This window comes from Weissella cibaria, from assembly GCF_004521965.1.
GTDB lineage: Bacteria > Bacillota > Bacilli > Lactobacillales > Lactobacillaceae > Weissella > Weissella cibaria_A.
Window position 1 is genome coordinate 11,626 of sequence record NZ_SDGK01000009.1, and the last position, 24,848, is coordinate 36,473.

At 45.2% G+C, this 24,848-nt stretch carries 20 protein-coding genes and 2 pseudogenes; 3 read left to right on the forward strand and 19 right to left on the reverse strand.

What is annotated here, in order from left to right:
* Positions 1-179: 179 nt before the first annotated feature.
* From EST42_RS01125 to EST42_RS01190, 14 genes and pseudogenes are all read right to left on the reverse strand, one after another.
* Entirely contained in the window at positions 180-1,133 is a 954-nt protein-coding gene (locus tag EST42_RS01125; RefSeq protein ID WP_134643849.1) for a 3'-5' exoribonuclease YhaM family protein, read from the reverse strand.
* A 1-nt stretch (position 1,134) separates the two neighbouring features.
* On the reverse strand, positions 1,135-3,459 hold the full coding sequence (locus tag EST42_RS01130; protein ID WP_134643850.1) for an ATP-binding protein: 2,325 nt from the start codon (positions 3,457-3,459) through the stop codon (positions 1,135-1,137).
* Positions 3,449-4,642 (reverse strand): metallophosphoesterase family protein, encoded by a 1,194-nt coding sequence (locus tag EST42_RS01135; RefSeq protein ID WP_134643851.1) that lies wholly within the window; start codon positions 4,640-4,642, stop codon positions 3,449-3,451. The genes EST42_RS01130 and EST42_RS01135 overlap by 11 nt, the downstream gene beginning before the upstream one ends.
* 134 nt (positions 4,643-4,776) lie before the next feature.
* Positions 4,777-5,121 carry a YlbF family regulator gene (locus tag EST42_RS01140; RefSeq protein WP_010370449.1) on the reverse strand — a complete coding sequence of 115 codons (345 nt, stop codon included), beginning with the start codon at positions 5,119-5,121 and terminating at the stop codon, positions 4,777-4,779.
* 53 nt (positions 5,122-5,174) lie between these two features.
* Positions 5,175-7,268, reverse strand: coding sequence for a transglycosylase domain-containing protein (locus EST42_RS01145; RefSeq protein WP_134643852.1), 2,094 nt, complete (start codon positions 7,266-7,268; stop codon positions 5,175-5,177).
* Between the two features lie 2 nt (positions 7,269-7,270).
* Positions 7,271-7,729, reverse strand: coding sequence for an arginine repressor (locus EST42_RS01150; RefSeq protein ID WP_134643853.1), 459 nt, complete (start codon positions 7,727-7,729; stop codon positions 7,271-7,273).
* Between the two features lie 109 nt (positions 7,730-7,838).
* A complete protein-coding gene (locus EST42_RS01155) occupies positions 7,839-8,135 on the reverse strand; it encodes a hypothetical protein (protein WP_134643854.1) in 297 nt (98 codons plus the stop codon).
* Positions 8,136-8,226: 91 nt separating this feature from the next.
* Positions 8,227-9,500 (reverse strand): annotated as a pseudogene (locus tag EST42_RS01160) (ABC transporter ATP-binding protein).
* Between the two features lie 73 nt (positions 9,501-9,573).
* A pseudogene (locus EST42_RS01165) lies at positions 9,574-11,246 on the reverse strand (ABC transporter ATP-binding protein).
* Between the two features lie 151 nt (positions 11,247-11,397).
* Positions 11,398-13,083 (reverse strand): arginine--tRNA ligase, encoded by a 1,686-nt coding sequence (argS, locus tag EST42_RS01170; RefSeq protein ID WP_134643855.1) that lies wholly within the window; start codon positions 13,081-13,083, stop codon positions 11,398-11,400.
* A gap of 2 nt (positions 13,084-13,085) precedes the next feature.
* Complete coding sequence (locus EST42_RS01175; RefSeq protein WP_134643856.1) at positions 13,086-13,430, reverse strand: hypothetical protein; 345 nt, start codon at positions 13,428-13,430, stop codon at positions 13,086-13,088.
* A 117-nt stretch (positions 13,431-13,547) separates the two neighbouring features.
* Complete coding sequence (gene murE / locus EST42_RS01180; protein WP_134643882.1) at positions 13,548-15,074, reverse strand: UDP-N-acetylmuramyl-tripeptide synthetase; 1,527 nt, start codon at positions 15,072-15,074, stop codon at positions 13,548-13,550.
* 28 nt (positions 15,075-15,102) lie between these two features.
* Positions 15,103-15,711, reverse strand: a complete 609-nt coding sequence (locus EST42_RS01185; RefSeq protein WP_134643857.1) for a non-canonical purine NTP pyrophosphatase — start codon at positions 15,709-15,711, stop codon at positions 15,103-15,105.
* Positions 15,711-17,009, reverse strand: coding sequence for a bifunctional folylpolyglutamate synthase/dihydrofolate synthase (locus EST42_RS01190; protein WP_134643858.1), 1,299 nt, complete (start codon positions 17,007-17,009; stop codon positions 15,711-15,713). Before EST42_RS01190 ends, EST42_RS01185 begins: the two co-directional genes overlap by 1 nt.
* 328 nt (positions 17,010-17,337) lie before the next feature.
* Here EST42_RS01190 and EST42_RS01195 point away from each other — a divergent pair, with 328 nt between their 5' ends.
* The 3 genes from EST42_RS01195 to EST42_RS01205 are packed head-to-tail and all read left to right on the forward strand — an operon-like array spanning position 17,338 to position 19,902.
* Positions 17,338-18,087 carry a metal ABC transporter ATP-binding protein gene (locus EST42_RS01195; protein ID WP_134643859.1) on the forward strand — a complete coding sequence of 250 codons (750 nt, stop codon included), beginning with the start codon at positions 17,338-17,340 and terminating at the stop codon, positions 18,085-18,087.
* Between the two features lies 1 nt (position 18,088).
* Positions 18,089-18,928, forward strand: coding sequence for a metal ABC transporter permease (locus EST42_RS01200; protein WP_134643860.1), 840 nt, complete (start codon positions 18,089-18,091; stop codon positions 18,926-18,928).
* A 29-nt stretch (positions 18,929-18,957) separates the two neighbouring features.
* Positions 18,958-19,902 (forward strand): metal ABC transporter solute-binding protein, Zn/Mn family, encoded by a 945-nt coding sequence (locus EST42_RS01205; RefSeq protein WP_134643861.1) that lies wholly within the window; start codon positions 18,958-18,960, stop codon positions 19,900-19,902.
* Between the two features lie 180 nt (positions 19,903-20,082).
* Here the strand turns inward: EST42_RS01205 and EST42_RS01210 are convergent, their stop codons facing one another.
* The 5 genes from EST42_RS01210 to gatC all read right to left on the reverse strand — a co-directional run bounded on the left by EST42_RS01210 (position 20,083) and on the right by gatC (position 24,843).
* The gene (locus EST42_RS01210) at positions 20,083-20,370 is read right to left on the reverse strand and encodes a hypothetical protein (protein ID WP_134643862.1); all 288 of its coding nucleotides are present in this window, start codon (positions 20,368-20,370) and stop codon (positions 20,083-20,085) included.
* A 200-nt stretch (positions 20,371-20,570) separates the two neighbouring features.
* Positions 20,571-21,527: a diacylglycerol kinase gene (locus tag EST42_RS01215; RefSeq protein ID WP_134643863.1), complete on the reverse strand. Its 957-nt coding sequence runs from the start codon at positions 21,525-21,527 to the stop codon at positions 20,571-20,573.
* 102 nt (positions 21,528-21,629) lie between these two features.
* Complete coding sequence (gene gatB, locus EST42_RS01220; RefSeq protein ID WP_134643864.1) at positions 21,630-23,075, reverse strand: Asp-tRNA(Asn)/Glu-tRNA(Gln) amidotransferase subunit GatB; 1,446 nt, start codon at positions 23,073-23,075, stop codon at positions 21,630-21,632.
* On the reverse strand, positions 23,075-24,532 hold the full coding sequence (gatA, locus tag EST42_RS01225) for an Asp-tRNA(Asn)/Glu-tRNA(Gln) amidotransferase subunit GatA (protein ID WP_134643865.1): 1,458 nt from the start codon (positions 24,530-24,532) through the stop codon (positions 23,075-23,077). The genes gatB and gatA overlap by 1 nt, the downstream gene beginning before the upstream one ends.
* Positions 24,532-24,843, reverse strand: a complete 312-nt coding sequence (gene gatC, locus EST42_RS01230; protein WP_134643866.1) for an Asp-tRNA(Asn)/Glu-tRNA(Gln) amidotransferase subunit GatC — start codon at positions 24,841-24,843, stop codon at positions 24,532-24,534. Before gatC ends, gatA begins: the two co-directional genes overlap by 1 nt.
* Positions 24,844-24,848 lie beyond the last annotated feature (5 nt).

Here is a 24,848-nt window from a genome sequence, read left to right on the forward strand (position 1 = left end):
TAAACCTCTCGTATCTCAAAAAAATCCACAAACTTATGAATAGTACTTATCTATTTTATGTAAAAACCTTTCACAATGCAAACGTTTTCCGCGAAAAGAATTTTCTAATATATCCCAATGCCGGAACATTTGACGCACAATCAAAAGCGCACCGTCTCAAAAGAGGCACGCTTTACACATTATTTTAGATCAGGTTTGTATACATTTCGGTTATCTAATGCCCACTGGCGTTGTGAAAAATCGCCTGGTTCTGTTTCGGCTAACGCGTTATCAAAGCTTTGCATATTGGCATCTAATTCATCCAACTGGTGCAAAATATTCGCTTCCTTAATTAGTGGACGGACAGGTGATCCATACTCCATCAACCCATGGTGAGCTAACACAGTATGGCGTAGCACCAACATATCTTCGCTATACAAATCCAGATGGAGTTCATTGGCTGCTAAAACAATCTGTTCATCGATTAGGACAATGTGCCCAATTAAGTTACCTGCCGTCGTATATTGCGTTGCAATTGGGCCGGTTAGTTCAATCACTTTACCCAAATCGTGCAATAAAGCACCCGCATATAACAAGCTAGCATTGACCCCTGGATACTGCTTCACAATTGCTTGAGCCAAACGAGCAATCGACAATGAGTGGAAGCCAAGCCCACCAGCAAAGGCGTGGTGATTGCTCTTAGCTGCTGGGTACTTATAAAACTCATCATGATACTTTGATAACAAGTGGCGCACAATCCGTTGCCACGTCGCGTTAGTAATTTGGAAAATCAACGCCGAAACTTCTTTCTCCATCTCGTTTGCCTTCATTGGTGCTGCATTCATGAAATCACTTGGATTTTGCGGTTCGCCCACTCGAGTTGGTCGTATTGATAGAATTTTGAGTTGTGGCTTATCCTGATACACTTGCCGAACCGCTGTCATAAAAATAACCATTCCGGCTTGCAATGTATCCGCCTCTTCTTGTGTTGCATCCCACTTCATGCCACGTATTTCCATTGAACGATCCGCAACAGAAACAGCCAGATATCGTTTGCCTTGTTGCGTGACCCGTGGATCAACTTCCTTCAATAAGACAAAGATGTCCATGCGTTCATCAACTTGATAATCGCGCAGTTGTTTCACTTCTGACATGTTACTTATCCCCCTTTAGCTCATTCAAATCCAAGATATGGTGTCCTGTTGTTCGTCGTGCCGTAAAGTACAAAATTTGTTGCTCATCTGCTGCCATTTCAGCTAGTACCTGCAACATGGTTTCCTGTCGCGGTGTATCAAAGTCTACAAATGCATCATCAATCATAATTGGCAAGGCTAACGTAGGTGTAACTAACTTAACGAATGCCAAGCGCATAGCGACATAAACTTGTTCAGCCGTTCCCTTTGACAATTGCGTCACGGTAAACATCACCCCATCTTGGCGTGTTACTTTAATTAAAGTCTTCGTCTGTGAAATTTGCGTGTAGTTCCCTTGCGTTAAGCGTGCTAATAACGCACTTGCTGACGACAATAACTGCGGTAGTCGATCACCAATCGCTAAGTTAAACACGCGGTTCACCCACTCACTCGCTAAACGATTCGTGAAGTACGTTTGCAACTCAGCAATCACGGCGGCCTCTTGGCTTGCTAACGCTTGTTGCTGGGCTTCGATTGTTGTATCATTTGCCAATCGCTGGCGTTGCACGTCTAAACGAGCAAGTTGTTGTTGCGCGTCCGCTAATTCCGTCTGCAACCGCATCGCCAATGCTGATGGCGCAACATCGTCAACCGATTCACTTGCTACTGCCAAAACGGTTAAATCAGCATCTCTCAGTTGCTCACGCAACAAGTCGGCCTCTTGCTGCTTAGCAAGAATAGTCTGTTGCTCCTGACGACGCGCTTGCAAAGCGGCAGCGCCAGCCACACCAAGAGCTTGGTAAATTTCTAACAGGCGTTGTTGGTACTGTGCCCGAGTAACTGCCTGCTGACCCGCTGTTGTCATTTGTGCTTGTTCTTCTGCTAACCGTTGGCGATATTCAGATTCCGTCAAATGATACCCCAACCAATTCAAGCGTTCTTCCGCCCGTTGCATGTCTGGCATCACCGTTTGTTGCATCGTCATCAATTCTTGCATGCGCGCAATCAAACTATGGAGTCTTTGGACGTCCGGTTGCGCTGTAATTATTTGTTCATTAGTCATGCCCTCGTATCCCGCCGGCAAGTTAACATCCGGTGCCACCCGCTTCGGCATCACCCGGTAAAGCACGTGGCCAGCTCCGGCCAATAAGATGAACAGGACAATTCCTGGTAATAATTGACCAGCAATCGCCAGACCAATTAGCAATATGACGCCAAAGGCTAACGCCCCAATGCCCGCCCGACGATATTGGGCCACAATAGCCGTCCCTGTACCAGTTTGCAAGGCTTTTACTTGAAATGGCGTTAGTTCAGTCGGCACAGCTTGCCAATGATGCGTCTGCAACAGCGAATCGCGTTCATCTTGGAATTGCGCTTGTTGCGAGGCGGCTTGCCGTTGCTGTTGTTGCAAGGTTGCGAATTCATCAAGCGCGACACGGGTTTGATTAAGTTTCTCTTGGGTAACCGTCGTGGTCGTTGGCACATCCGGCATAACCCGTAATTGCGCTTCGAGGTGGTCGGCCTCATCCGCCAACGCCGTATCCAACGGTTCGTCCGTATGTGCTAATTGTTGTTGTAATTGCTGCCACCGTTGATACACCGGCACTAGCTGCTGACGCGCAGCCTGTTCAGAGGCGTCAGCCGTCAACCGACTCTGTCGCTCAGTTAAGTTGGCAACTTGTTGCCGGGTTGCTTCATAGGCGGATTCCAATTTATTGACTGACGGACGATTTGCAATCGCCGTTTGCAAATCTGCTCGCTGATTAGCCAACGCCGTTAACGCCTCATTAATTGGTCGGTGCGCCGTCTTAGTGGCGCCAAATTCATTCGTAGCCTCTTTATCCCAATGGTTAGCCAACGCGAGCCATTGTTCTGACCCAGGCGTTGCTAGTGTACGCAAGTGTTCCGCAAACTCGTCCGGACGCAAAGCAAAAATTTGGGCCAAGGCTTCTTGATCAAAACTAAAAACCGCTAAGTATAAGTCACGATCAACAGGTCCCAGCAATTTTGCTAACGTCTGTTCCGCATCCGCAAATTGTTGTCCCGTCGCAACCGTTCGTAACGTTACCGTCGTCTGTGTCCGTCCCAATCGTGTCAATTCGTAGTCCGTTCCCGCTACGTCGAACGTGATAGTACCACCATACGGGCCCTGTTCAAGGGGTTCATACGTGTTAATGCGGCGACCCTTAGCCTGTGGGAAACCAAACAACATCCCCAATAAGAACCGATGTAACGTCGTCTTACCGGATTCATTCAACCCTTGAATAATTTGTAACTGTGTCACAAAATCGAACGTCTGATCGCGCCACTGGCCGAAACCGATAATGTGTGCTTGCTTAATCTTCATCAGTCGCAACCCCCATTTCAGTTAAACGTAATTTTTCGATGACGGCTTGCTTTAGTTCCGCCAACATCGCTGGCGTCAAAAAAGCCTGCAATACTGCCGCGTCCTGCACCTGTTTTAAACCAAGCTGTTGCAACATATCATAGTTAAATACGTCATCAACCGTCTGCGCCCAGTACTGTTGGTCAACAGCCGGTAATGACACTTCCTCGTTAGCTGCCACAAGTTTAATGTTATAGACAAAGAAATTATCGGTTGGCGATGATGCAGCGGTTAACTGGGCTAACAACTGATTGTTCATGATCAACGACAACAGCGCACTATCCTCGCTTGTCACTGATAATTCAACCAATTGAAAATCATCATCATTCTGCAGTGCTTGTCGAATATGCTGGATTGCCGTTAGCGCATCTGATGCTAAATAGACATTAGCTGTTTGCCAAACCACTGGAGCTACTGGCGTAAATGTCGGCACCAATTCGCCTTGATCCGAGGTTACCAAATAATAGCCTTTGGGCCCCGCCTCGTTTTTATTTAAGCCTTGAATACTACCGGAATAACCTATGAATGGTTTGTCTTGCAATGTTTGCCGCACGTGAATGTGGCCAAGGGCCCAGTAGTCATAGTGCTTAACTTGCATGTCACTTAATGTAAACGGTGCATAGTCACCCTGGCCATCTTCGCCAAGTGCCCCGTGATACAGGCCAATGTGATAATCCACATCAGCCTGCTTAACCGGGTAAAGGCGGGCACGGTTATCGTTAATATGCCGCTGCGTATACGAAAAACCCGTGATGGCCACACGTTCTTGCGCTTTCGTCACTAAAGTTGCAGTTGTTGTTTCAGATGGGAAAACAGTTACATTATCTGGCCAAGTAGGCAAACTTTGCCAATTAGCTACAAAGTCGTGGTTACCAAACCCTAGATAGACAGGAATTCCCGCTGATTGTAGTGTTTCGAACGCTTGCCGCAATGTCAATTGGGCTCGTGCGTCGGGTGTCGTTGTATCAAACAAATCACCTGGCAATAATACAAAGTCAACCATTTCAGCAATCGCATCGTCAACCAATCGTTGCAATGCTGTTTCAGTTGCTTGCTGCAATGTTCCCTTCAACCAAGCTGGAACCCGTGTTAAACCCGTAAATGGATTGCCAAGGTGCAAATCACCAGCATGTATAAACTTCATTATTCCACGATCCTTTTTACGTTATATGTTATTTCATTATCCCATGTTAGGTATATCCTAACAAGCATCTATCGGTAGTTGGTGGAAAGAAAAAGAGCAGTTGTCCTAAATGAACAACTACTCTTTTTAAAAGATTAGTCTTGGCCGTACAATTCAGCGATTGGCTTTGTGATGATATTGTTGATTTCCATCAACAATTGGTTAACAGCTTGTTCTGCTTCCATCATCGTCTTCAACGCATCGTGCTTGTCCATCTCCCCAGCAATTTCTTGCCAGGCAGCAACTTGCTCAGGAGCAGGCTCTTGACCAGCTTGCATTGACTGGTTAATTTCCATTTGTGCTTGTTGGAAGCGTTGGAAAACTGCCTTTGCTTCGGCGTTACCGTTCAAAGCTTCAACCGCATCGCGCAATGTCTTGTATTGTGCCGTTTCGCGCAAGTCAGCGGCAACAGCGTTTACGTTATCGTAAATGTTAATCATATTAAGTAAATATCCAATCTTTTGTTGTTAGTTCTATTATCACATACTGTGCGTCAATTGCCCAGAATGTTTCGGATGCCTGACCAAGCTTCCTTTGCCCCATCCTTAACATTATCCCAAGCCTTCTCAGCACCTTGCTTCACTTCATCCCCGATACCACTAATCGTATTGGCTACCCCATCAGAACTATTTGAGGCACCGTCATCGACTGCCGAAATCTTTTGACGCACACTCTTCACATTAAATTGGGTTTGGTCAGTATTCGGAATGACTTGCTCCAGTGTCGTCTTCATCAACGGACCAGCCGTTGCCGACAAGTAAGCTGGAATTGATTCACCATTTGCATTCGAATCATATCCCGTCCAAGTCGTCACAACAACGTCCGGTGTGTAGGCAATTGCCCATGAATCAGTCGCATTCATCGCTGTTGAACCATCACCAGTCACCTCAGTTGTCCCCGTCTTACCAGCAACATCGTAACCGTATGGATCAGCTGACTTACCGGTACCATTGGTGTATGTACCAAACATCATCGACGTCATTTCATTAGCAACCTTCTTTGACCAAAGACGGGTATGCTTTTGCTTGGATTGGACAATCACCTTGCCAGAAGCATCAACAATCTTCGTAATGAAGTGTGCCTGACTCATTTCACCACCATTGGCGAAACTGGTATACGCCTGCGTCATTTGCAACGGGGTAACCCCCTTCTTCACACCACCGATGGCCAAAGCCAGGTTCTTATCTGCCTTGGTCAATGGCAAACCAGCCTTTAAGCCGGCATTATAACCGACCGATACACCCAGTTGATCTAGTAACCAAACGGCAGGAATGTTATAAGAATTTTCCAAAGCCACGTACATTGGTACATCCGCGCTGGTGTAGTTGTTGTAATTCGAAGGTGAATAGCCGTTCGTTCCAAAACTCATCTGCTCATTCTTTAACTCGGAATCATAAGAGAAACCACGTGACAATGATGGCGCATAATCTACAATCGGTTTAATCGTCGAACCTGGCGAGCGATACATCTGGGTAGCACGATTCAAATCACGGAAGTTATGTTCACCACGTCCCCCGACAACCGCGCGTACGCCACCCGTTTTCGCATCCATGACTACTGAAGCCGCTTGTGACTCACCCCCAACAGGATTCAAACTCTCATCTTCATAATCATCTTGTAAGTTAGTTTGGTCCGTCTGATCCAACGTGGTATAAATTTTATACCCATCGTTCAGGATGTCATCTTCCTTCAAATCATACTTGCTAATCGCTTCATTAATCACGGCATCAAAGAAGTATGGATAATTATAGTTTGAATTATTAAGATCATGATCCGATGCACCGATTTCATAAGACGCATACGTATCAGCTTGTGCTTGGGTCAGCTTTTTATCATTAACCAAATTTTGTAACACTTGATTACGGCGGTTAATCGCGTTCTTCGGATACGTCAGTGGGTCGTACCCATTTGGTGATTGCAACATACCGGCCAACATAGCGCCTTGGTTCACTGACAACTGTGAGGCATTCACGCCGAAATACTTTTCAGCCGCATCTTCCACACCCCACACACCATGTCCAAAGTACGCGTTATTCAAGTACATCGCTAAAATATCATGCTTTGAATATTCTTTTTCAACTTGCACGGCTAAAAATAATTCGCGTACTTTACGGGTAATGGTTTGCTTTTGCGTCAAAAAAGCATTCTTAACCAACTGCTGGGTCAGCGTCGAACCACCAGCCGAGGCGTTAATCCCGCGAATGCGGTACCAAATTGTCGTTAACGCGCCACGTGCCATCCCCGCCACTGAAAAGCCGGGCTCGTGATAAAAATTACGATCTTCCGTAGCCAGGACCGCATTCACCACGTTTGACGAAATATTATCAAACTGTACATATGTCCCCTTTTGACCAGCAATCGAGCCCGCTTTTTTATCATCTACATCATAAATTTCAGTTGATGATTGTAATCGCGCCTTTAAGTCTGAGACATCTGTTGTTTTAGCTTCAAACGTCCCCACCGCACTAATCAAAAAAATTAATGCCAAAAAGGCGACGATCAGCCATCTAGTTAGCTGGAATCGCGTCCAAAACGGGCCGATTTTTCGATTAATCCAGGCTAACGCACTTTTTATTCGATCCATCATATTTATTGCATCCAATTATCAAAATCTGCTGCTAATTTTTTGGCAGCTGCGACTGACGGGCTCGTCACGTAAATCGTGTTGTGACCCGCTAATGTCGCAACGACTTCGGGAATGTTCGCGTCATCAATAATCGCGGCTAGTCGATTACCATTCCCCTGCGTCGTCTTGACAATTGTCATGAATTCAACGCGAGTAATTGAGACCGCCGTTTCGGCAAACACCTCCTGAACATGGGCGGTGTCCACAACCGGCGCGTCTGACATTACTTGATAGTGTGGCCGTCCAGTGGCGTCAGCCCGCCGCACAATGCGCATTTCTTTAATATCTCGTGAAACAGTTGCTTGTGTTACATCAATACCAGCATTTTGCAGATGATGCATTAGCCCTTCTTGTGAATCAACGACCTCACGCGCCAAAATATCTAAAATTAACGCTTGTCGTTCTTGCTTTTTTAAAGCCATGGTTTTTAGTCCTCTTTTTTGCATATATAGTTTTATTATACAGGCTTTTGAACTATTTGCCTTAAACTACACCAAGCAAAAAGTCTGTGCAATCAACACAGACCGGCGTTTAATGCAAGATTGTCTGAAAACCTGTGGTAAAACTTGGCACGTGGAAATCAGGAACCCGTTGCATAAATTTATCGGTAATAAACACATTGTCAAACTGATACCGAACCAAAATTTCTAATTGTTTGGCCCGCATACGATTCATAGTTGCTTTATTTTGAAACACTGTCAATGGTATCACATCATACGGAATTGGCCACCAAACCAACCGGATTTCCTTTGTATAATTTTGATACAACTCATTGGCCAATTCGTAACCAATTTGTCCGTTGCTGCCTAATATTGTTTGATAACACACTTCAATGACTCACTTGAAAAACCAGAAGAAAACTTAATTTTTGACAATAAAAAACGCTAATCTCCATCGCTGTTGATTAGTGTTTTAGGTGTTAACCGACTTTCGTAAATTGCGAGTAACACAGTTTCGCATACTTGCCACCTGATGCCAAAAGTTCGTCATGACGGCCACGTTCCACAATATTTCCTTTTTCCATGACCAAAATTTGGTCCGCATAAGGAATCGTTAACAAGCAGTGCGTCACTACGAAACTTGTTCGACCCGCCAACAATTTAGCCATGGCATCTTGATTTAGGATTGTGTCGTACCCGCTGGTAGTGTGCAAATAAATTCATCTGCATGGGCCATTTTCGCAGATGCGATGACTTCATAGTCCGTAGCTTCAAGGCGTCCATAACGCAAATTGTCCATAATGCTGCCCACAAAGAGTCAAGTCTCTTGGAGCATCATTGCGAAATGCTGGCGCAAGTCTTCACGTGTCATACCGCGCGTATCAGCACCACACAACCGAATCGCCCCGCTGGTTGTGTCATATAAGCGTTCCAATAAGTTAATCATTGTTGACTTACCGGCTCCAGTTGGACCAACAATCGCAATCATCTGACCGGCTTAACTGACATACTGTAGTCGGTCATCGATGGTTGGTCAGACTGATAACTAAAGGCAACGTGTTCAAACGTCAAGATGTCATCAGTGGTAATTGGAGCAATCGGTGTTAATTCTGTCATTTACGGTTCATCCAGTACCCGAAAGATACGTTCGGCTGATGCAGCTGTTGCTTGAATTGTATTTGTTAAATTAGTAATTTGTGTAATTGGCTGACTATATTGATTTGTGTATTGCAATATAGCCTGCACATCACCTAAACTAACTGAACCACTGGCAACTTTAATGCCACCAATGACTGACATGACAGAATTGACCAATTGAATCAACGACTGATTCAACGTCCCTTGAATATTGTCCATATCGTTAACCATGCGGGCCATGATATCCCCATTTTGATGTGAATCATAATAAGAAACTGGCTGGCGCGCCATTTTCTCCTCGAAATCCTTACGTAACTGGTAAACCGCTCCCTGGGCAATCCGTGTCATGCTGTACTGTTGGATCACCGAGAAAGCCGCGGCAATTAGATAGATGGCCGAAACAAGCATTAAAATTTATACGACTTTATCCATCTGAATATGCAAGTCCGTGTGCTGACGCATCGACTTTGTCGACATTATCAAAAATGAACGTTGTTGCTTCGCCTAAAACTTTAGGTGTTCGTACTGATAAAACCACGGAAACGGCCGTGATAACTAACGAAATAATGACGCCTGCCCGATAATTACCGAGATAGGCAAACAGTCGGCCGGTGATTTGTCAGAGATGAACCGGCTTTTCATCCGGTTGGTTCATGCCCGCACCGCGGCCACGACCGCCACTTTGAAAACTACGCATCGACACCCACCTCCCTCAAATCTGCATCCGACAGCTGACTCCACATAACCATTTGATAGGTGGGGCACGGTTGCGCAAGCTCTGCATGTCGGCCAGCACCAACCATTTGACCGTTATCCAACACAACAATTACATCGGCATTCATGACCGTTGCAATTCGTTGCGCAACAATAATCTTAATAGTCGGTTGCAAACGTAGCGAATCATGGATTGCCCCCGCACCCGGCTATCCGTCTCAAAATCCAAAGCAGAAAACGCATCATCAAAGACATACACTTGTGCCTCTTTGATAAGCGTTCGCGCAATTGCGAGTCGTTGGCGCTGCCCCCCTGAAAAGTTAGCGTCGTCTTGTTGGACAACCATCACTAGCTTCAATAAAGTTAGTCGCTTGTGAAGTCCGAAGGGCCTCCCACATCTGATCATCCGTTGCCAATGGTAATCCAAATTGCAAAATGTAAATCCGTCTGAGACAACTGGCGAACGTCCACGCCATTCAACGTAATGGTACCTGATGTCACATCAAGCAACCTTGGTATCAAATTCAGAATTGTTGACTTACCAGAACCCGTGCCACTAATAATCGTCATGGTTTGGCCAGAGGAAACCTTTGCTGTCAAACCAAACAGTGCTGGATTAGCTCCCAGAAAGCAATACAGGACATGATCAAATGCCAACTCAGGCGCCGTTGCAGGCAACTTTTGTGGTGTGGCAACATCCACAATTGTGTCTTCAGTATCCAAAACCCCATTAATACGATCGGCTGAGGCTTGCGCATGCGGCACCATCACAATCACCATTGATAACTGCATAAATCTCATCAGAATTTGTGTAGCATACGTCAAGAAGGCTGCCAAATTTCCCATTGGCATTAAGTTAGCACCAATTAGCTTGGCACCTAACCACACAATACCTACGTTCGTAAATGACAAAATAATTGTCATTACCGACATCATCATCGCAAACGTCGTAAAGACAACTCGGGCCGTGTGGGTTAAATCACGGTTAGCCGTAGCAAACTTTTCACGTTCAAACGCATCACGACCAAACGCCCAAATGACACGCACCCCTGGCAATCCCTGTTGGAATACCAAATTAATTCGATCAACCTTTGTTTGCGTGATCTTAAATCGCGGTAGAGCAATTTTAACAATCACAAAGACCGCGATTTCCAAGATTGGCAGTGAAAAAGCGAAGACCGTGGTTAGGCGCGCATTCAGGTGCAACGACATAATCATGGCCCCAATGAATAGGAACGGCGCCATCAACGTCATACGCAACTGCGGTCTGAAACACATTCCGCAGTTGCGTCACATCATTCGTCGTACGCGTAATCAGCGTGAAATCCCCAAATTTTAACACATTGCTAGCATCCATATAGGTCACTTTTTTAAACAAGCTACTTCGTAATTTCGACCCTAACTTCTGGCTTTGGATAGCGGCCAAAAACACATTCAACACGGCGCCCGTCCAACCAAGAATGGCAATAATCAACATTACCCCACCCATTTACCAAATATATCCAATGTTTTTCTTTGCAATGCCCTTATTGATGGTGTCGGAGGTAACCGTCGGCAGTGATAAATCTGCTGACACCTAAATAATCAAGAATATAACTGCTAACAAGACAGTCATTGACTCGAGATACTTTTTCCCAATCCGTATCATTTGCAATGGCCTCTTTTTCGTTATAGTTAAGCCTAATTAAACCACATATCTGCTAATATGATTAGAATTTTTTGTTGTCCTTGTGTTATTCATAAATACATAAAAAGCACTAACTAAAATATCGGTTAGTGCTTTAATCATTATTTCTAAATTACATTTCCTTAGGTGCCTTAACACCCAACAAACGTAGTGATTCTGTCAAAACTTGTGACACGGCTGTTACCAATGCCAAGCGGGCGTTCAATTGCTCGTCTTCTGCCAAAATCTTTGAGTTTGCGTAGTACTTGTTGAACGTGCGAGACAAGTTCAATGCGTACTTGGCAATAACTGATGGCTCGCGATCACGCCATGCGCGACGAACAACATCACTAAAGTCGGCCAACAACTTCTCAGTTTCCCAAACGTTCTCATCATCGATAACCAAGTTAGACATATCTAGCTCTGGGTTACCAGCCTTGCGCAAAATTGATTGTGCACGGGCGTTCGCATATTGTACGTATGGACCAGTATCACCTTCGAAGCGAACCACTTCTTCCAACTTAAAGTCGAAGTTTCCAATACGCTCGTTCATCAAGTCGTGGAATACAACGGCACCCGTTCCAACTTCATGCGCAACCAATTCCTTGTTGCCCAAAGTAGGGTTCTTTTCATTGATTTGTTGCAAAGCCAAATCAACAGAGTCCTTCAACACATCCTTCAACAAGATGATACGACCTGAACGCGTTGACAACTTCTTACCATCAACCGTAATCAAACCAAATGGAATGTGTTCAACATCATCTGACCACTCGTAACCCATTTCCTTCAAAACGGCCTTCAATTGCATGAAGTGTTCACGCTGTTCGCCACCAACCACGTACAATGACTTAACGAAGTTATAGTTCTTCTTACGGAAAATAGCTGCCGCCAAATCACGTGTCATGTACAATGTGGCACCGTCAGTACGTTGAATCATGGCAACGTTCAAGTTGTACTTTTCCAAGTCAACCACTTGAGCGCCTTGTGATTCGATTAACAAGCCCTTTTCCTTCAATGTGCCAATAACGCCATCCATCTTATCGTTATAGAAAGCTTCACCGTTGAATGAATCAAACTCGATGTCCAACGTCTCATAAAGCTCCATGAATTCCTTCAATGACTCTTCACGGAACCATGACCACAATTGACGTGCCTCCTCGTCACCATCTTCAAGCTTCTTAAACCATGCACGACCTTCATCATCCAAGGCTGGATTTTCCTTAGCTTCTTCGTGGAAACGCACATAGTACTTAACCAGCGTGTTGATTGGATCAGCCTTAACTTCGTCCTCTGAACCCCAACGCTTGTAAGCTGACATCAACTTACCAAATTGTGTTCCCCAGTCACCCAAGTGGTTAATCTTAATTGGTTGGTAACCATTGGCCTTTGAAATTTCAGCCAATGAATTTCCAATAACCGTTGAACGCAAGTGACCCATTGACATTGGCTTAGCAATGTTAGGTGATGACATATCAATTGTCACATGACCTGCTTCACCATCCGTGTTGTGACCAAAGTCTTGGTTTATCAAAACACTTTGCAAAACATCGGTTCCAAATGTCAATTGGTTCAAGAAGAAGTTAACATATGGGCCTGCAGCTTGAACAGCCTTGAAATTAGTTGCGTCAATTGCTTCCACTACTGTCGCAGCAATTTGGTTAGGCGCCATATGACGTTCCTTAGCCAACAAAAAAGTTGGAAAGGCGAAATCACCCATCGTTGAATCCTTTGGCACTTCAATCTTTGACAAAATTGTCGCTTCATCTAGTTCTGGCACAACCGCTGCAACGGCTTGGGCCACTTGATTCTTGTAGTCCATTGTTATTCCTCTTCTTCGTCCTCTTCCTCGGCATCATCGTCTTCCAACTTGATGTCTTCTGGAATTTCTTCTTCGTTCTCTTCCTCTTCGTCACTCTTACGTGGCGCAGGGTTGTCAGTCTTTACCAAAATCTTAGTTTCTGACATGCGAACGACAGCACGGTGATTATATTCGTTAACCGTTGCCGTATCTTCTGGGTCGTTCTCCGTAATCAAGACCAACAACGAGTGCTCGTAAATCTTTTCCACGATACCCTTAAAGTCGTGTTCGAAGTTAGCGAACTTCTTACCTTCAACGAAGTCGCCCAAGTCGAACTCTGACGTATTTTCTGCAGGTTCCTTAGCCATGGCACTATCCCCTTTTAATTCTCTGCACATTTAATGCATTTATTTATTATTAGTAACACAAAAAATCGCCGTAACAACGGCAATTCTGTTTATTATAGCAAAAATTCGCGTCAAAAACTAGGCTTCCAATTCGGAAACGACGCGTTGGGCAACTGCCCAGTCGTTTTCATACGGTGTATCAACACCGCCAATCTTTTGATACTCATCCAATCCCTTCGCTGCCAAAACGACAACATCATTGGGCCCAGCTGCCTTAATGGCCTCAGTAATCGCAATCGTGCGGTCCATTTCACGGTTAATCACCACGTGATCATTGGTAATTGCCGTTTGGATTTCATCAGCAATGGCATTTGGGTCCTCGAATTGTGGATCATCACTCGTTAAGTAAACAACATCTGCAGCCTCACTGACCGCTTGCCCAATGCCTGGTCGACGCGAAACACCCTTGTTTCCAGGTGCACCAACCACAATCGTTAACTTTTCGACGGTCTCATTCGTGCGGACAAAATTAAGCAAAGCCGCGATTGAGGCATAGTTGTGTGCATAGTCAACGTAAATTGTACCGTGGTTTTGGGTCGTTAATACTTGCATACGACCAGGAATTTTAACAACTTCGAGTCCTTCATGCATTGCCTCTGTGTCAGCACCAACGAGTCGCGTCGCAATCATAACAGCCACAGCATTTCCTTGGTTAAAGTCACCCGGCATATCCAGATGATAGTCACCTGCAATGCCAAGGCGTGCAGCTTGCTGACCAACTTCACGTACAGCGAAGGTGCTACCCTGCAAGTCTGCTGCGACAGTATCGTAATAGACATCTGCCTTGGGTGAATCTTCATCCTCACGGCCATATAACCAAATTCCATCACGCGGTACCGCTAACTCCGCATGCTCAATTAACTCACTGAAATGATCTGAATCAGCGTTCAGAATGACCTGCTCTGAGTGATCAAACAGCATCATTTTGTGTTCCAAATAATCTTCAAACGTTGGGTGCTCATTTTCCCCGACATGATCGGGACTGATGTTCAAGAAAATGCCAACGTTAAAGTGCAGGCCATACACCCGTTCCATCTTGTAGGCCTGCGATGAGACTTCCATCACCATATGCGTCATCCCATTTGTGACAGCTTCCGCCATCCAACGGAACAAATCCAATGACTCTGGTGTCGTCAAATGCGCGCGATAATGGAACTTCGGGTCGGCGCCTGTGATAACTTGTAACGTCGATGACAAAGCTACCTTGTGGTCAGTGGCCACCCGGAGCATTTCATATGCCATATAAGTGGCCGACGTCTTGCCTTTGGTACCCGTGATACCAATCAACGCCAATTTATTTTGTGGATAATCATAGAAGGCCATACTCAAAACACTCATCGCTGCTGGCACGTCATCAACCACCCAAGTTGGCAATCCAGTGTCGAGCGTGAACGACGTAGGTGCAACAATGGCCCTAACCCCTTTTGCAATCGCGCCTGTTAAATATTCAGCCTTGAAACGTCCTTTAATAAACAACAACGTTTCAGATTCTACATCATTTGAATTATAAGCTAAATGCTTGATCTCACCTTTGAATTCTGGCGTGCTGATCAATAAGTCCTGATCAGCCAAAATTTCTGTAATTTGTTGTGCTGTGAGTGCCATCATTTAACTCTCCTATATCTACTTGTTATTAATTTGCCAATTCACCAGCTGACCGCAATTGCGCCAACATATCAATGGCAGCACGACCCCGGTGAGCGTAATTGACACGATCCGGCATGTCAATTTCAGCCAATGTCTGACCGGTTTCCGTAACCATGAGTTCGTCGAGTCCATTGCGACCACCACGTGGCGCCGTTGCTAACGTGACGCCACCACGCGCCTGGCTAAAATAGTGCTGGCCGATTGGTGTAATCACGACAAAATCCGCTTGTAAATACGCCGTACGATCCGCTCCGTCTGGTAATTGTGCCAACACATAAGCATTAATTTCCGCATCCTCACGTAGCTGATGGGCTTGGAATTCGCGCATGGTTGTGACACCAAAATGATCCGGAATGGCTGGGACAAACATCGCTGAATCGTCCGCCAAAATGTATTCATCCGGTAACAACGCATGAATGGTTGTCGCCTTAACTTGCGCATTTTCCGCCATGTTATCAGTGGTTTCTGCTGGAAAAGCAATCTGATCATGTAACTCACGATAATTAATTGCTGTTACCCCTAATGTTTGCAAGTATTCTACCATTTCAGCTGTTTTATGTGAGTTATTCGACGCAATTACGAGTCGTGTCAGCATTACATCTCCTCCGTTTCGATAGCACGCAAGGTATAAAATGACCCCGTGACAACAATCAACGCCTCTGATGATTCACGCACCCGACGAGCCAAAGTAATCGCTGCACTCGGGTCATCCGCGATTTCCACATCGACGTTGCTCATCATCACAATCTTAGCTGCCAGTTCGTCCGCAGACATCGCACGATCTGAATCCGGCGTCACCGCAATTACTGTATCAACGTGTGGTAACAATTCCTCTAGCATGTCGTGGTATTGCTTACCTTGCAATAACCCTAAGACCACAACTGGCTTAAATGGTAAATGCCAAGAGCGAATGGCTGCCACCAAACTGATAATGCCATCTGGGTTGTGGGCCCCGTCGAACAAAATATTGCGCTTTTTATCAAATTCCATCCGGCCTGTAATTTTGACGTGCGCTAAAGCTTCAGCAACTGCTACATCTTCAATCGTATAACCGCGTTCCTTTAAAACCGTCACAATCTGCAAAACTGTGCTCAAATTATTAGCCTGATAGGCACCAGTTAGTGACAGCTTCAGCCCTTCAAATTGATCGGCATTCAACTCCAAACCGCGTGGCGATGACTTAACAATCGTAATTGCCGGCTTAGGGTGCGTGTTCCATTTCGCACCAACAGCAATCGCTTTTTCTTTCAACAAGCGATACACTTCGATATCCTGACCAGGATAATTCACGATGGTTGCACCTGCTTTAATCGCACCTGCTTTATCAGCCGCGATTTCAAGTAGATCATTTCCCAGCAAACCGATGTGATCGTATGAAATCTTCGTAAATGCAACAACCAATGGGGTATCAACTACATTAGTGGCATCGCGTAAGCCACCCACACCGGCCTCTAAAATCACAAAACCCATTTCAGTGCGGGCAAAGTGCTCCAACGCAATCAATGTCCACCATTCAAACTTGGTCAACGTATCCTCATCACCACCGTGCGCTTTAATCTCTTCTAAAACATGTTGATAACTTTTAATGAAGGCTTCTTCAGTAATCATCTCACCATTCGTCGTAATCACTTCGCGATCATTCAGAATTGCCGGCGTCGAAAAGTGCCCAACTTGGTAACCAGCCGTCTCTAAAATACTAGCCAGCATCACCCCGGTTGAACCTTTACCATTGGTACCGACGATGTGAATAACTTTTAATTGTCGCTCAGGATTACCCATCCACCGCAAAATTTCTTTCAACATGCCGACACGATTACCGTGTTCATCAGGTCTTACTCGCCAAGCACCACCCATTTTTGATGTAATTTGTCGATAAGTTTCAGCCGCACCCATGATTTACCTGTCCTTATAATAATGAAGAAGTCGTGATCGAGTGACCATTCACTCGTTCCGTGTTGGCATTCGATATAATATGGCCAACAAAACTGTTTTTCTAACGGTTAATTTTACCATAGATAGTCAGTATCGGAACGCTTGGACTTATCATTTACCAGCTAATTAACCAATTTCAATTGTATTGTTCGGTTATATTAAACATGACGGTTTTTTCATATATAAAATATTAACTTTTTCGTTTGTCAACCCGGACAAAAACTGGTAGATTGTTAAGCGTCATTCTTTTTTACTTTTGAAAAGTAAGTATATATGAAGGGATTTGCATATGTTAACCATCTCAAACCTGACTGTCGGGTACGAATATGGCCCGATTTTTACAGATTTATCCATTTCATTTAACGATAAGGAATTGATTGGGATTATTGGTCCAAATGGGGCCGGTAAATCAACATTAATTAAATCAATCCTAGGCATTATTCAGCCAAGTGCTGGTGACATCACATTAAACGCCCTGCCAGTTACCAATCGTCTTCGTCGCGACAAGTTTGCTTATGTACCACAACGTAGCGATTTGGATTTAGACTTCCCAGTCAACGTCTTCGATTTAGTAATGATGGGGGTTTTATCCCAAATATCACGTTGGCATAGTGTCGGTAAAGCTGAAGAAGCACTGGCACAACAGGCACTCGAACGCATGGACATTGCCCATTTGGCAAATCGTTCTTTGAATGAACTGTCAGGTGGCCAACGCCAACGCGCACTAGTTGCTCGAGCATTAGTGCAAGATGCCGACGTTTACTTGCTCGATGAGCCGTTTGTCGGTATCGACGTGGCCTCTGAAGCCCAAATTATGGATGCCTTGCGCGAACTTCGCGATGCCGGTAAGACAATTATTATTGTGCACCATGATTTGAGTAAGGTCACCAACTATTTTGACTCAGTTGTCCTACTCAACCATGGCGTTCTAAATCAGGGTACGCCTGATCAAGTAATGGACGCAACCAGTTTGTCACAAGCCTACGGTGATCATTTAATCATCATAGATCGTCACAATCACATTGTTCAAGGAGGTTAAAATGGCAGCACTTTTAAATTTTTTCCATGCTTTCGGACAATACACTTTTTTGCAAAATGCTTTGCTCGCTGGTGTGATCATTGGCCTAATTTCCGGCGTAATTGGCGCATTTAGTATTTTGCAAGGTACGGCGCTTATCGGCGATGCCATGTCACACGCGGTTTTGCCAGGTATCGCAATTGCCGCCCTACTCAGCATCCCCTACTACTGGGGCGCTGGTGTGTTTGGTTTGCTAGCCGCCCTCATCATTAACTTCATCGCGGAACATACGCCGTTAAAGACTGATGCGGCGATAGGCCTCACATTTAGTAGCTTCTTTGCATTAGGCACAATTATTATGACGGCGGGTCACTCAACCACTAAGTTGACTGATATTTTATTCGGAAATATTCTCGCTGTTTCTGGTGGTGACCTCATTTCAAGCCTTGTGATTGGCTTAATCGTTATCTTAGTTGTCGCCATTTTTTACCGTGAGCTGTACCTCACGACTTTTGATCGATCATACGCCCAAGCGCAAGGTATTCGAGCAAATCTATTCCGAAACCTATTAGTCGTCATGATTACATTGGTTATCATTGTGGCATTACGCGCCGTCGGGGTCATTTTGGTAACGGCCCTGCTCATCACACCCGCGGCAAGCGCCCGATTATTAGTTAAGCGGTTCCAACCGATGATTTGGTTATCTGCGACATTTGGTGTGTTGAGTGCTTTTATTGGTTTGTTTCTCAGTTACACGTTCGACTGGCCATCTGGTCCAGCCATCGTTGTAACTGGTGCGGTTATTTTTATTTTATCGTTTATTGCTCATACAGGTTTGCGATTGCAAAATCGCCGCACCTAGTCTTTTTTTACAATTAGGAGTTTAGTTTTATGAAGCGCATTATTGGGATTATTGTTGCCCTTGTTGTAGTCGTTGCTGTTGCATTTGGTTTGATGCACCGCAACGATCAGTCAGATGGTCGCGCAGCTGATGGCCGTTTGAACGTTGTCTCATCATTCTCAATTATTAATCAAATTTCTGAAGAAGTTGGTGGTAAGTACGTTAACGCCCACACGATTACTGCTATCGGTGCTGACCAACACGATTATGACCCTACTCCAACCGATGTGAAGCGTACGCAAGATGCAGCTATTGTTTTCTCAAATGGCCTGAACTTAGAAAAGGGTGGTTCTGGTTGGTTTGATAAGTTGATGAATACCACCGATAAGCATGTTGGTAAGGAAATCTTCAACGTGACGGACGGCATTAAGACAATTAAGTTAACAACAGCTGGCGTGGCTGGTCAAGATAATCCTCACGCTTGGAATGGTGTGCTAGAAGGTAAGACTTACGCCGCTAACATTGCTAAGGTCCTTGAAAAGAAGGATCCTGCCCACAAGGCTTATTATGCTAAGCGCGCAACAGCTTATGAAGCAAAGTTGCAAAAGTTGTATGACAGGTGGCACGCTAAGTTTGCCGTTTTGCCTGCTGACAATAAGAAGTTGGTTACACAAGAAGGTGCAATGGCCTACTTCGCCCGCGACTTTGGTTTGAAGCCATACTTCATCTGGGAAATCGATACAGAATCAAACGGTACCCCTTCACAAATCCGCACGTTGGTTGAAGCTTTGCAAGGCGAAAAGGTTCGCGCAACCTTCGTTGAGCAAGGTGAATCAGACAAGCCAATGCAAACAGTTATCTCACAAATCAACTCACACATTGCTGGTGAATTGTGGACGGACTCTGTTTCTAAGAAGTCTGGCGTTGTCCCAACGTACTACGATTTGTTGAACCACAACGCACAAACAATCTATGATGGTTTGACGTCAAAGTAACGCATTACAAAAGCACCCGCTTAGACTTTAGGCCTAAACGTAAACGGGTGGCTTTTTATATCCTCCGTAAAAAACGCCGCCCCTGGTGCAGGACGACGTCTAAGATTACGCTGTACCTTTATAATAGTCTAAATTCGTGAAAAAACAACTATTTGCGTGCGATGAAACCATGCCTCGCCATCAGTTTATACCACGTCGTGTGAAGACATTATGACTTAACAATGTTTTCAAGATTAAATCCTGTGACTGATTCTGCTGCATATCACAAAGCGTTGCCACCAAATCACGGTCACGCGTCGTTAAATCTGGGCTAAGTATCAACGACTCAAGATATTCCGCTACAATCGAGGCTTTCTCATCGTGTTTCGCCATAAACGCGGGTCGCATCGCTTCAGGGTCAATATAAAACGACACTGGTGTCAGTACCTCACTGCGACGTACATCTGGTTGTGACACATCAATATGCAAACTATGTCGCTACGTGGCATCAGTTGGCAGGACATCTAATTGCGCCAATGCAATTGCCATATCCCATGCTCACTTAGTATGGTGGGCTAATTGTTGATAGAAAGCGTGCTTTGTATTCGCCAGCTGTGCAACGGGCGTTTTCTGCTTTCCAAACATATCCATTCCTCACAAAAAAACCTACCAAAATGGCAGGCTCTTTTTTACTTGTGTTCATTCAATAAAATTGGGGCCTTAATCAAGTTATCACTTGGCATGTCATCGACATTGGCCACCAATGCAATGTGTGCGTGATAGTTCTTAAAGACGACCGGTGCATCCCCACCGTACTCACCATCCAAGTTAATCATAATCTTGGCATTTTCATCTAATGGTGTAATTTCAACAGTTTCTGATTTTACATACAGCAAGTTTGGATCATCGACGTGCTTGCCAGTTAGCACTTCTGAAATTAAACCCAGGATCTCAGCGAACTTCGTTGTCTTAACCACCAACAACGTAAACTTACCATCGTCCAACTTAGCATCTGGCACAATTTGTTCAAAGCCGCCGACTGAATTAGTTAAGGCTAGGAAAAACATTGATGAGGTGCCCTCAAATTCACCATCATCATACTTAACGCGCAGATTCATTGGTGCCACACGGGTCAACATTTCAGCACCCTTCACAACATAGGCGAGGTACCCATACATTGACTTGAGCCTTGATGGTACCGAATACGTCAATTCAGACAATGAGCCGCCAGCTGCAATGTTAATGAAATACGTATCATTTGCACGTCCAACATCCATCTTAGCAGCCATACCCTTTAGGATGACCTTAGCAGCGGCCAGCGGATCCTCACGTGGAATGCGCAAAGCACGTGCATAGTCATTGGTTGTACCAGCCGGGATAATTGCTAACATTGGTCGGTTATCCAATGGCGCAATGCCGTTAACAACTTCATTGATTGTACCGTCACCACCGGCCGCAATCAGCAAATCAAACCCATCTTCCGCAGCTCGACGCGCCTCATTTAACGCCGAATTAGGCTCCGGCGTTGTGGCAAACGCACTGGTTTCGTAACCAGCTTGTTCATAAACATTTAAAATATCAACCAAATCACGACGAATCGCCTCACGCCCAGAGGTTGGGTTATAAATGATACGTGCACGCTTCATAGCTGTGTTTCTCCTCTTAGAAATAATTATATGTACTGCTCGGTATAGTTTCCTATACCGAGCCTAAAGTTAGCTTTACATCAGCTTTGTTGTTTACGCTATTTATTCAGGCTTACGAGCTTGCAACCCAGCCATCAACAATTCGTTAACAACATTTGGATTTGCGTTACCCTTAGTTTCCTTCATGATCTTACCAACCAAGAAGCCAACCGCACGGTCCTTACCATTGTGGAAGTCAATAATTGATTGCTCATTGTCATCCAAAATACCGTCAATAATTGGCGTCAAAACAGCCGGATCAGACAACTGCTTCAAACCATTGGTCTCAACATATTCGACAGGGTCTTCACCTTGCGTAATGGCTGCAAAGACCTTCTTAGCCATCTTCGTTGAAATCGTACCGTCATCAATCAACTTAATCATGCCGGCCAAGTGTGCTGGCGTCAAAGCAGTCTCTTCTAAATCAACTTGCTTCTCATTCAAGTACGCGTTAACATCACCCATCAAGTAGTTAGCTGAACGCTTTGGATCGGCCCCTTCTGCAACAGTTAAATCGAAAAAGTTCGCCATCGCCAACGTTTGCGTCAAAACTTCTGAATCATAGACTTCCAAACCAAGTTTATCAACATAGCATGCCTTACGTTCCGTTGCAGATTCTGGTAACTTCGAACGGACTTCTTCAACCCATTCGTCCGTCACATGAACTGGTGTCAAATCTGGCTCTGGGAAGTAACGGTAATCATCGGCCGTTTCCTTCTCACGCATCAAAACCGTCTCCCCGGTTGCTTCATCAAAGCGACGTGTTTGTTGCTTAATTGTGCCACCAGCCATGTAAATCTTAGCATGACGATCTTCTTCAAACGCCAATGCCTTACGCACATAGTTGAATGAGTTCAAATTCTTCAATTCGACCTTTGTCCCGTATTCCTTAGAACCGACTGGGCGAATTGAGATGTTGGCGTCGACACGCATTGACCCTTCTTGCATCTTAACGTCTGAGATACCCGTAAACTGGATGGCTTGACGCAAAGCTTCAAGGTAGGCGTAGGCTTCGTCTGGTGATGAAATGTCAGGGGCCCCAACGATTTCGATCAATGGTGTGCCTTGACGGTTCAAGTCAACATATGAGTACCCATCCGTCCCGTGGGTGTTCTTACCAGCATCTTCTTCAACGTGCAGTTCAGTGATACCCACACGCTTCTTCTCACCCTCAAACTCGATTTCCAACCAACCATTACGGCCGATTGGATCTTGTTGTTGTGTAATTTGGTACGCCTTGGGGTTATCTGGATAGAAGTAATTCTTACGGTCCCAGTGCAAGTCACGTGTAACCTCAGCATTCAAAGCCAAAGCGGCCATCATACCATATTCCAACGCACCCTTATTCGCTTGTGGCAAAACACCAGGGTAACCCCAATCAATGACATTTGTATTTGCGTTAGGCTCAGCACCATATTGTACAGGTGATGGTGACATTGCCTTTGAGTTTGTTTTCAACTCAACGTGGACTTCAAGACCAATCGTCGTTTCAAAATTCGGCACAGCCATTACTTGTTACCCCCCGGTACTTGTTCGAACAAACGTGTTGCTTGCTCATAAGCGTAGGCAGCACGGTAAATTGTCTCTTCTTGGAAGCGGTTTGCGATAAATTGCATGCCAACTGGCAAACCGTTAACAAAACCAGCTGGTACTGACATTCCCGGCAAACCAGCCATGTTAACTGGGATTGTCAAAACGTCATTCATGTAAGTGACTTCAGGATCATCCTCATTGGCACCAAAGTTATAAGCAACGTTTGGCGTCGTTGGTGCAATAATCAAATCGTACTTTGCAAACACATTTTGGAAGTCTTCGTTCATCAACGTACGTACTTGTGCGGCCTTCTTAAAGAAGGCGTCGTAAGTACCAGCTGACAATGAGTACGTCCCCAGCATGATACGACGCTTCACTTCGTCACCGAAACCTTGCGAACGTGTTTGGACATATAAATCATCCAAGTTCTTCACACCTTCTGGACGGAAGCCGTAGCGAATACCATCGAAACGTTGCAAGTTTGATGATGCTTCAGCTGAACCCAAAATGTAGTAAGCCGCCACACCATACTTTGTGTGTGGCAAAGACACTTCTTCTACTTCTGCGCCGAGCTCTTGCAACTTGGCAATACCAGACTTGATTGTGGCCTTAACATCGGGATTTATACCGGCCCCGAAGTATTCCGTTGGCACCGCAATCTTCAAACCCTTGATGTCGCCCGTCAAGTTCGCCGTGAAGTCAGGCACCGCAATGTCTGATGATGTTTGATCCTTCTCATCTTGACCAGCCATCGCTGCCAAAACGCGGGCGTTGTCTTTAACCGTACGGGTGAATACCCCAACTTGGTCCAATGATGACGCAAAGGCAATAACACCCCAACGTGATGCACGACCGTAAGTCGGCTTCATACCAACGATACCGTTAAAGGCCGCTGGTTGGCGAATTGAGCCACCAGTATCAGTTCCCAATGCAAATGGCACTTGACCAGCTGCAACAGCAACAGCTGATCCACCTGATGAACCACCAGGCACCTTTGTTTGGTCCCAAGCGTTCTTCGTCTTGCGGTAATATGACGTTTCGCTTGTTGAACCCATGGCAAATTCGTCCATGTTCAACTTACCAACACCAATAGCACCGTTACCGCGCAACTTTTCAATAACCGTTGCATCATAAATTGGCTTAAAGTTTTGCAAAATCTTTGAAGCAGCAGTTGTTGTGACACCCTTGGTTACCAAGTTGTCCTTGATACCATATGGAATACCTGACATGACGTTGTCTGGGTCAATGCCGGCTTCATCAATTGCCTTAGCTTCTGCCAAAGCTTCATCCCTCATCACTGTGATAAAGGCTTCGTACGTATCGTCAGTGGCCGCAATGTTTGACAAAGTTGCTTCCGCCAACTCAACAGCTGTGATTTCCTTGTTCACGAGTTGTTCGTGCAAGGTTTCCAAATCTGTGTGCAAGAAATCCATTAGCCCTCTGCTCCTTCATCAAGAATAGCTGGCACCTTAATCAAGGTATCCGTGTGTTCTGGTGCGTTTGCCAACAACCCTGCTGACTGGTGGGCGTTTACAGCCACATCTTCACGCAACACTGTCCGCATTTCAGTAACTGAATACGTTGGTGCAACACCGTCTGTATCAACTTCCGACAATATTGTGACCACTTCAAAAATTTTCTCTAAGTGATCCGTGAACATGTCAGCTTCTGCGTCCGTCAAAGTCAACTTTGCCAAGTTGGCAACGTGTTCAACTTCTTCACGTGTAATTTGCTCGTTTGCCATATGCA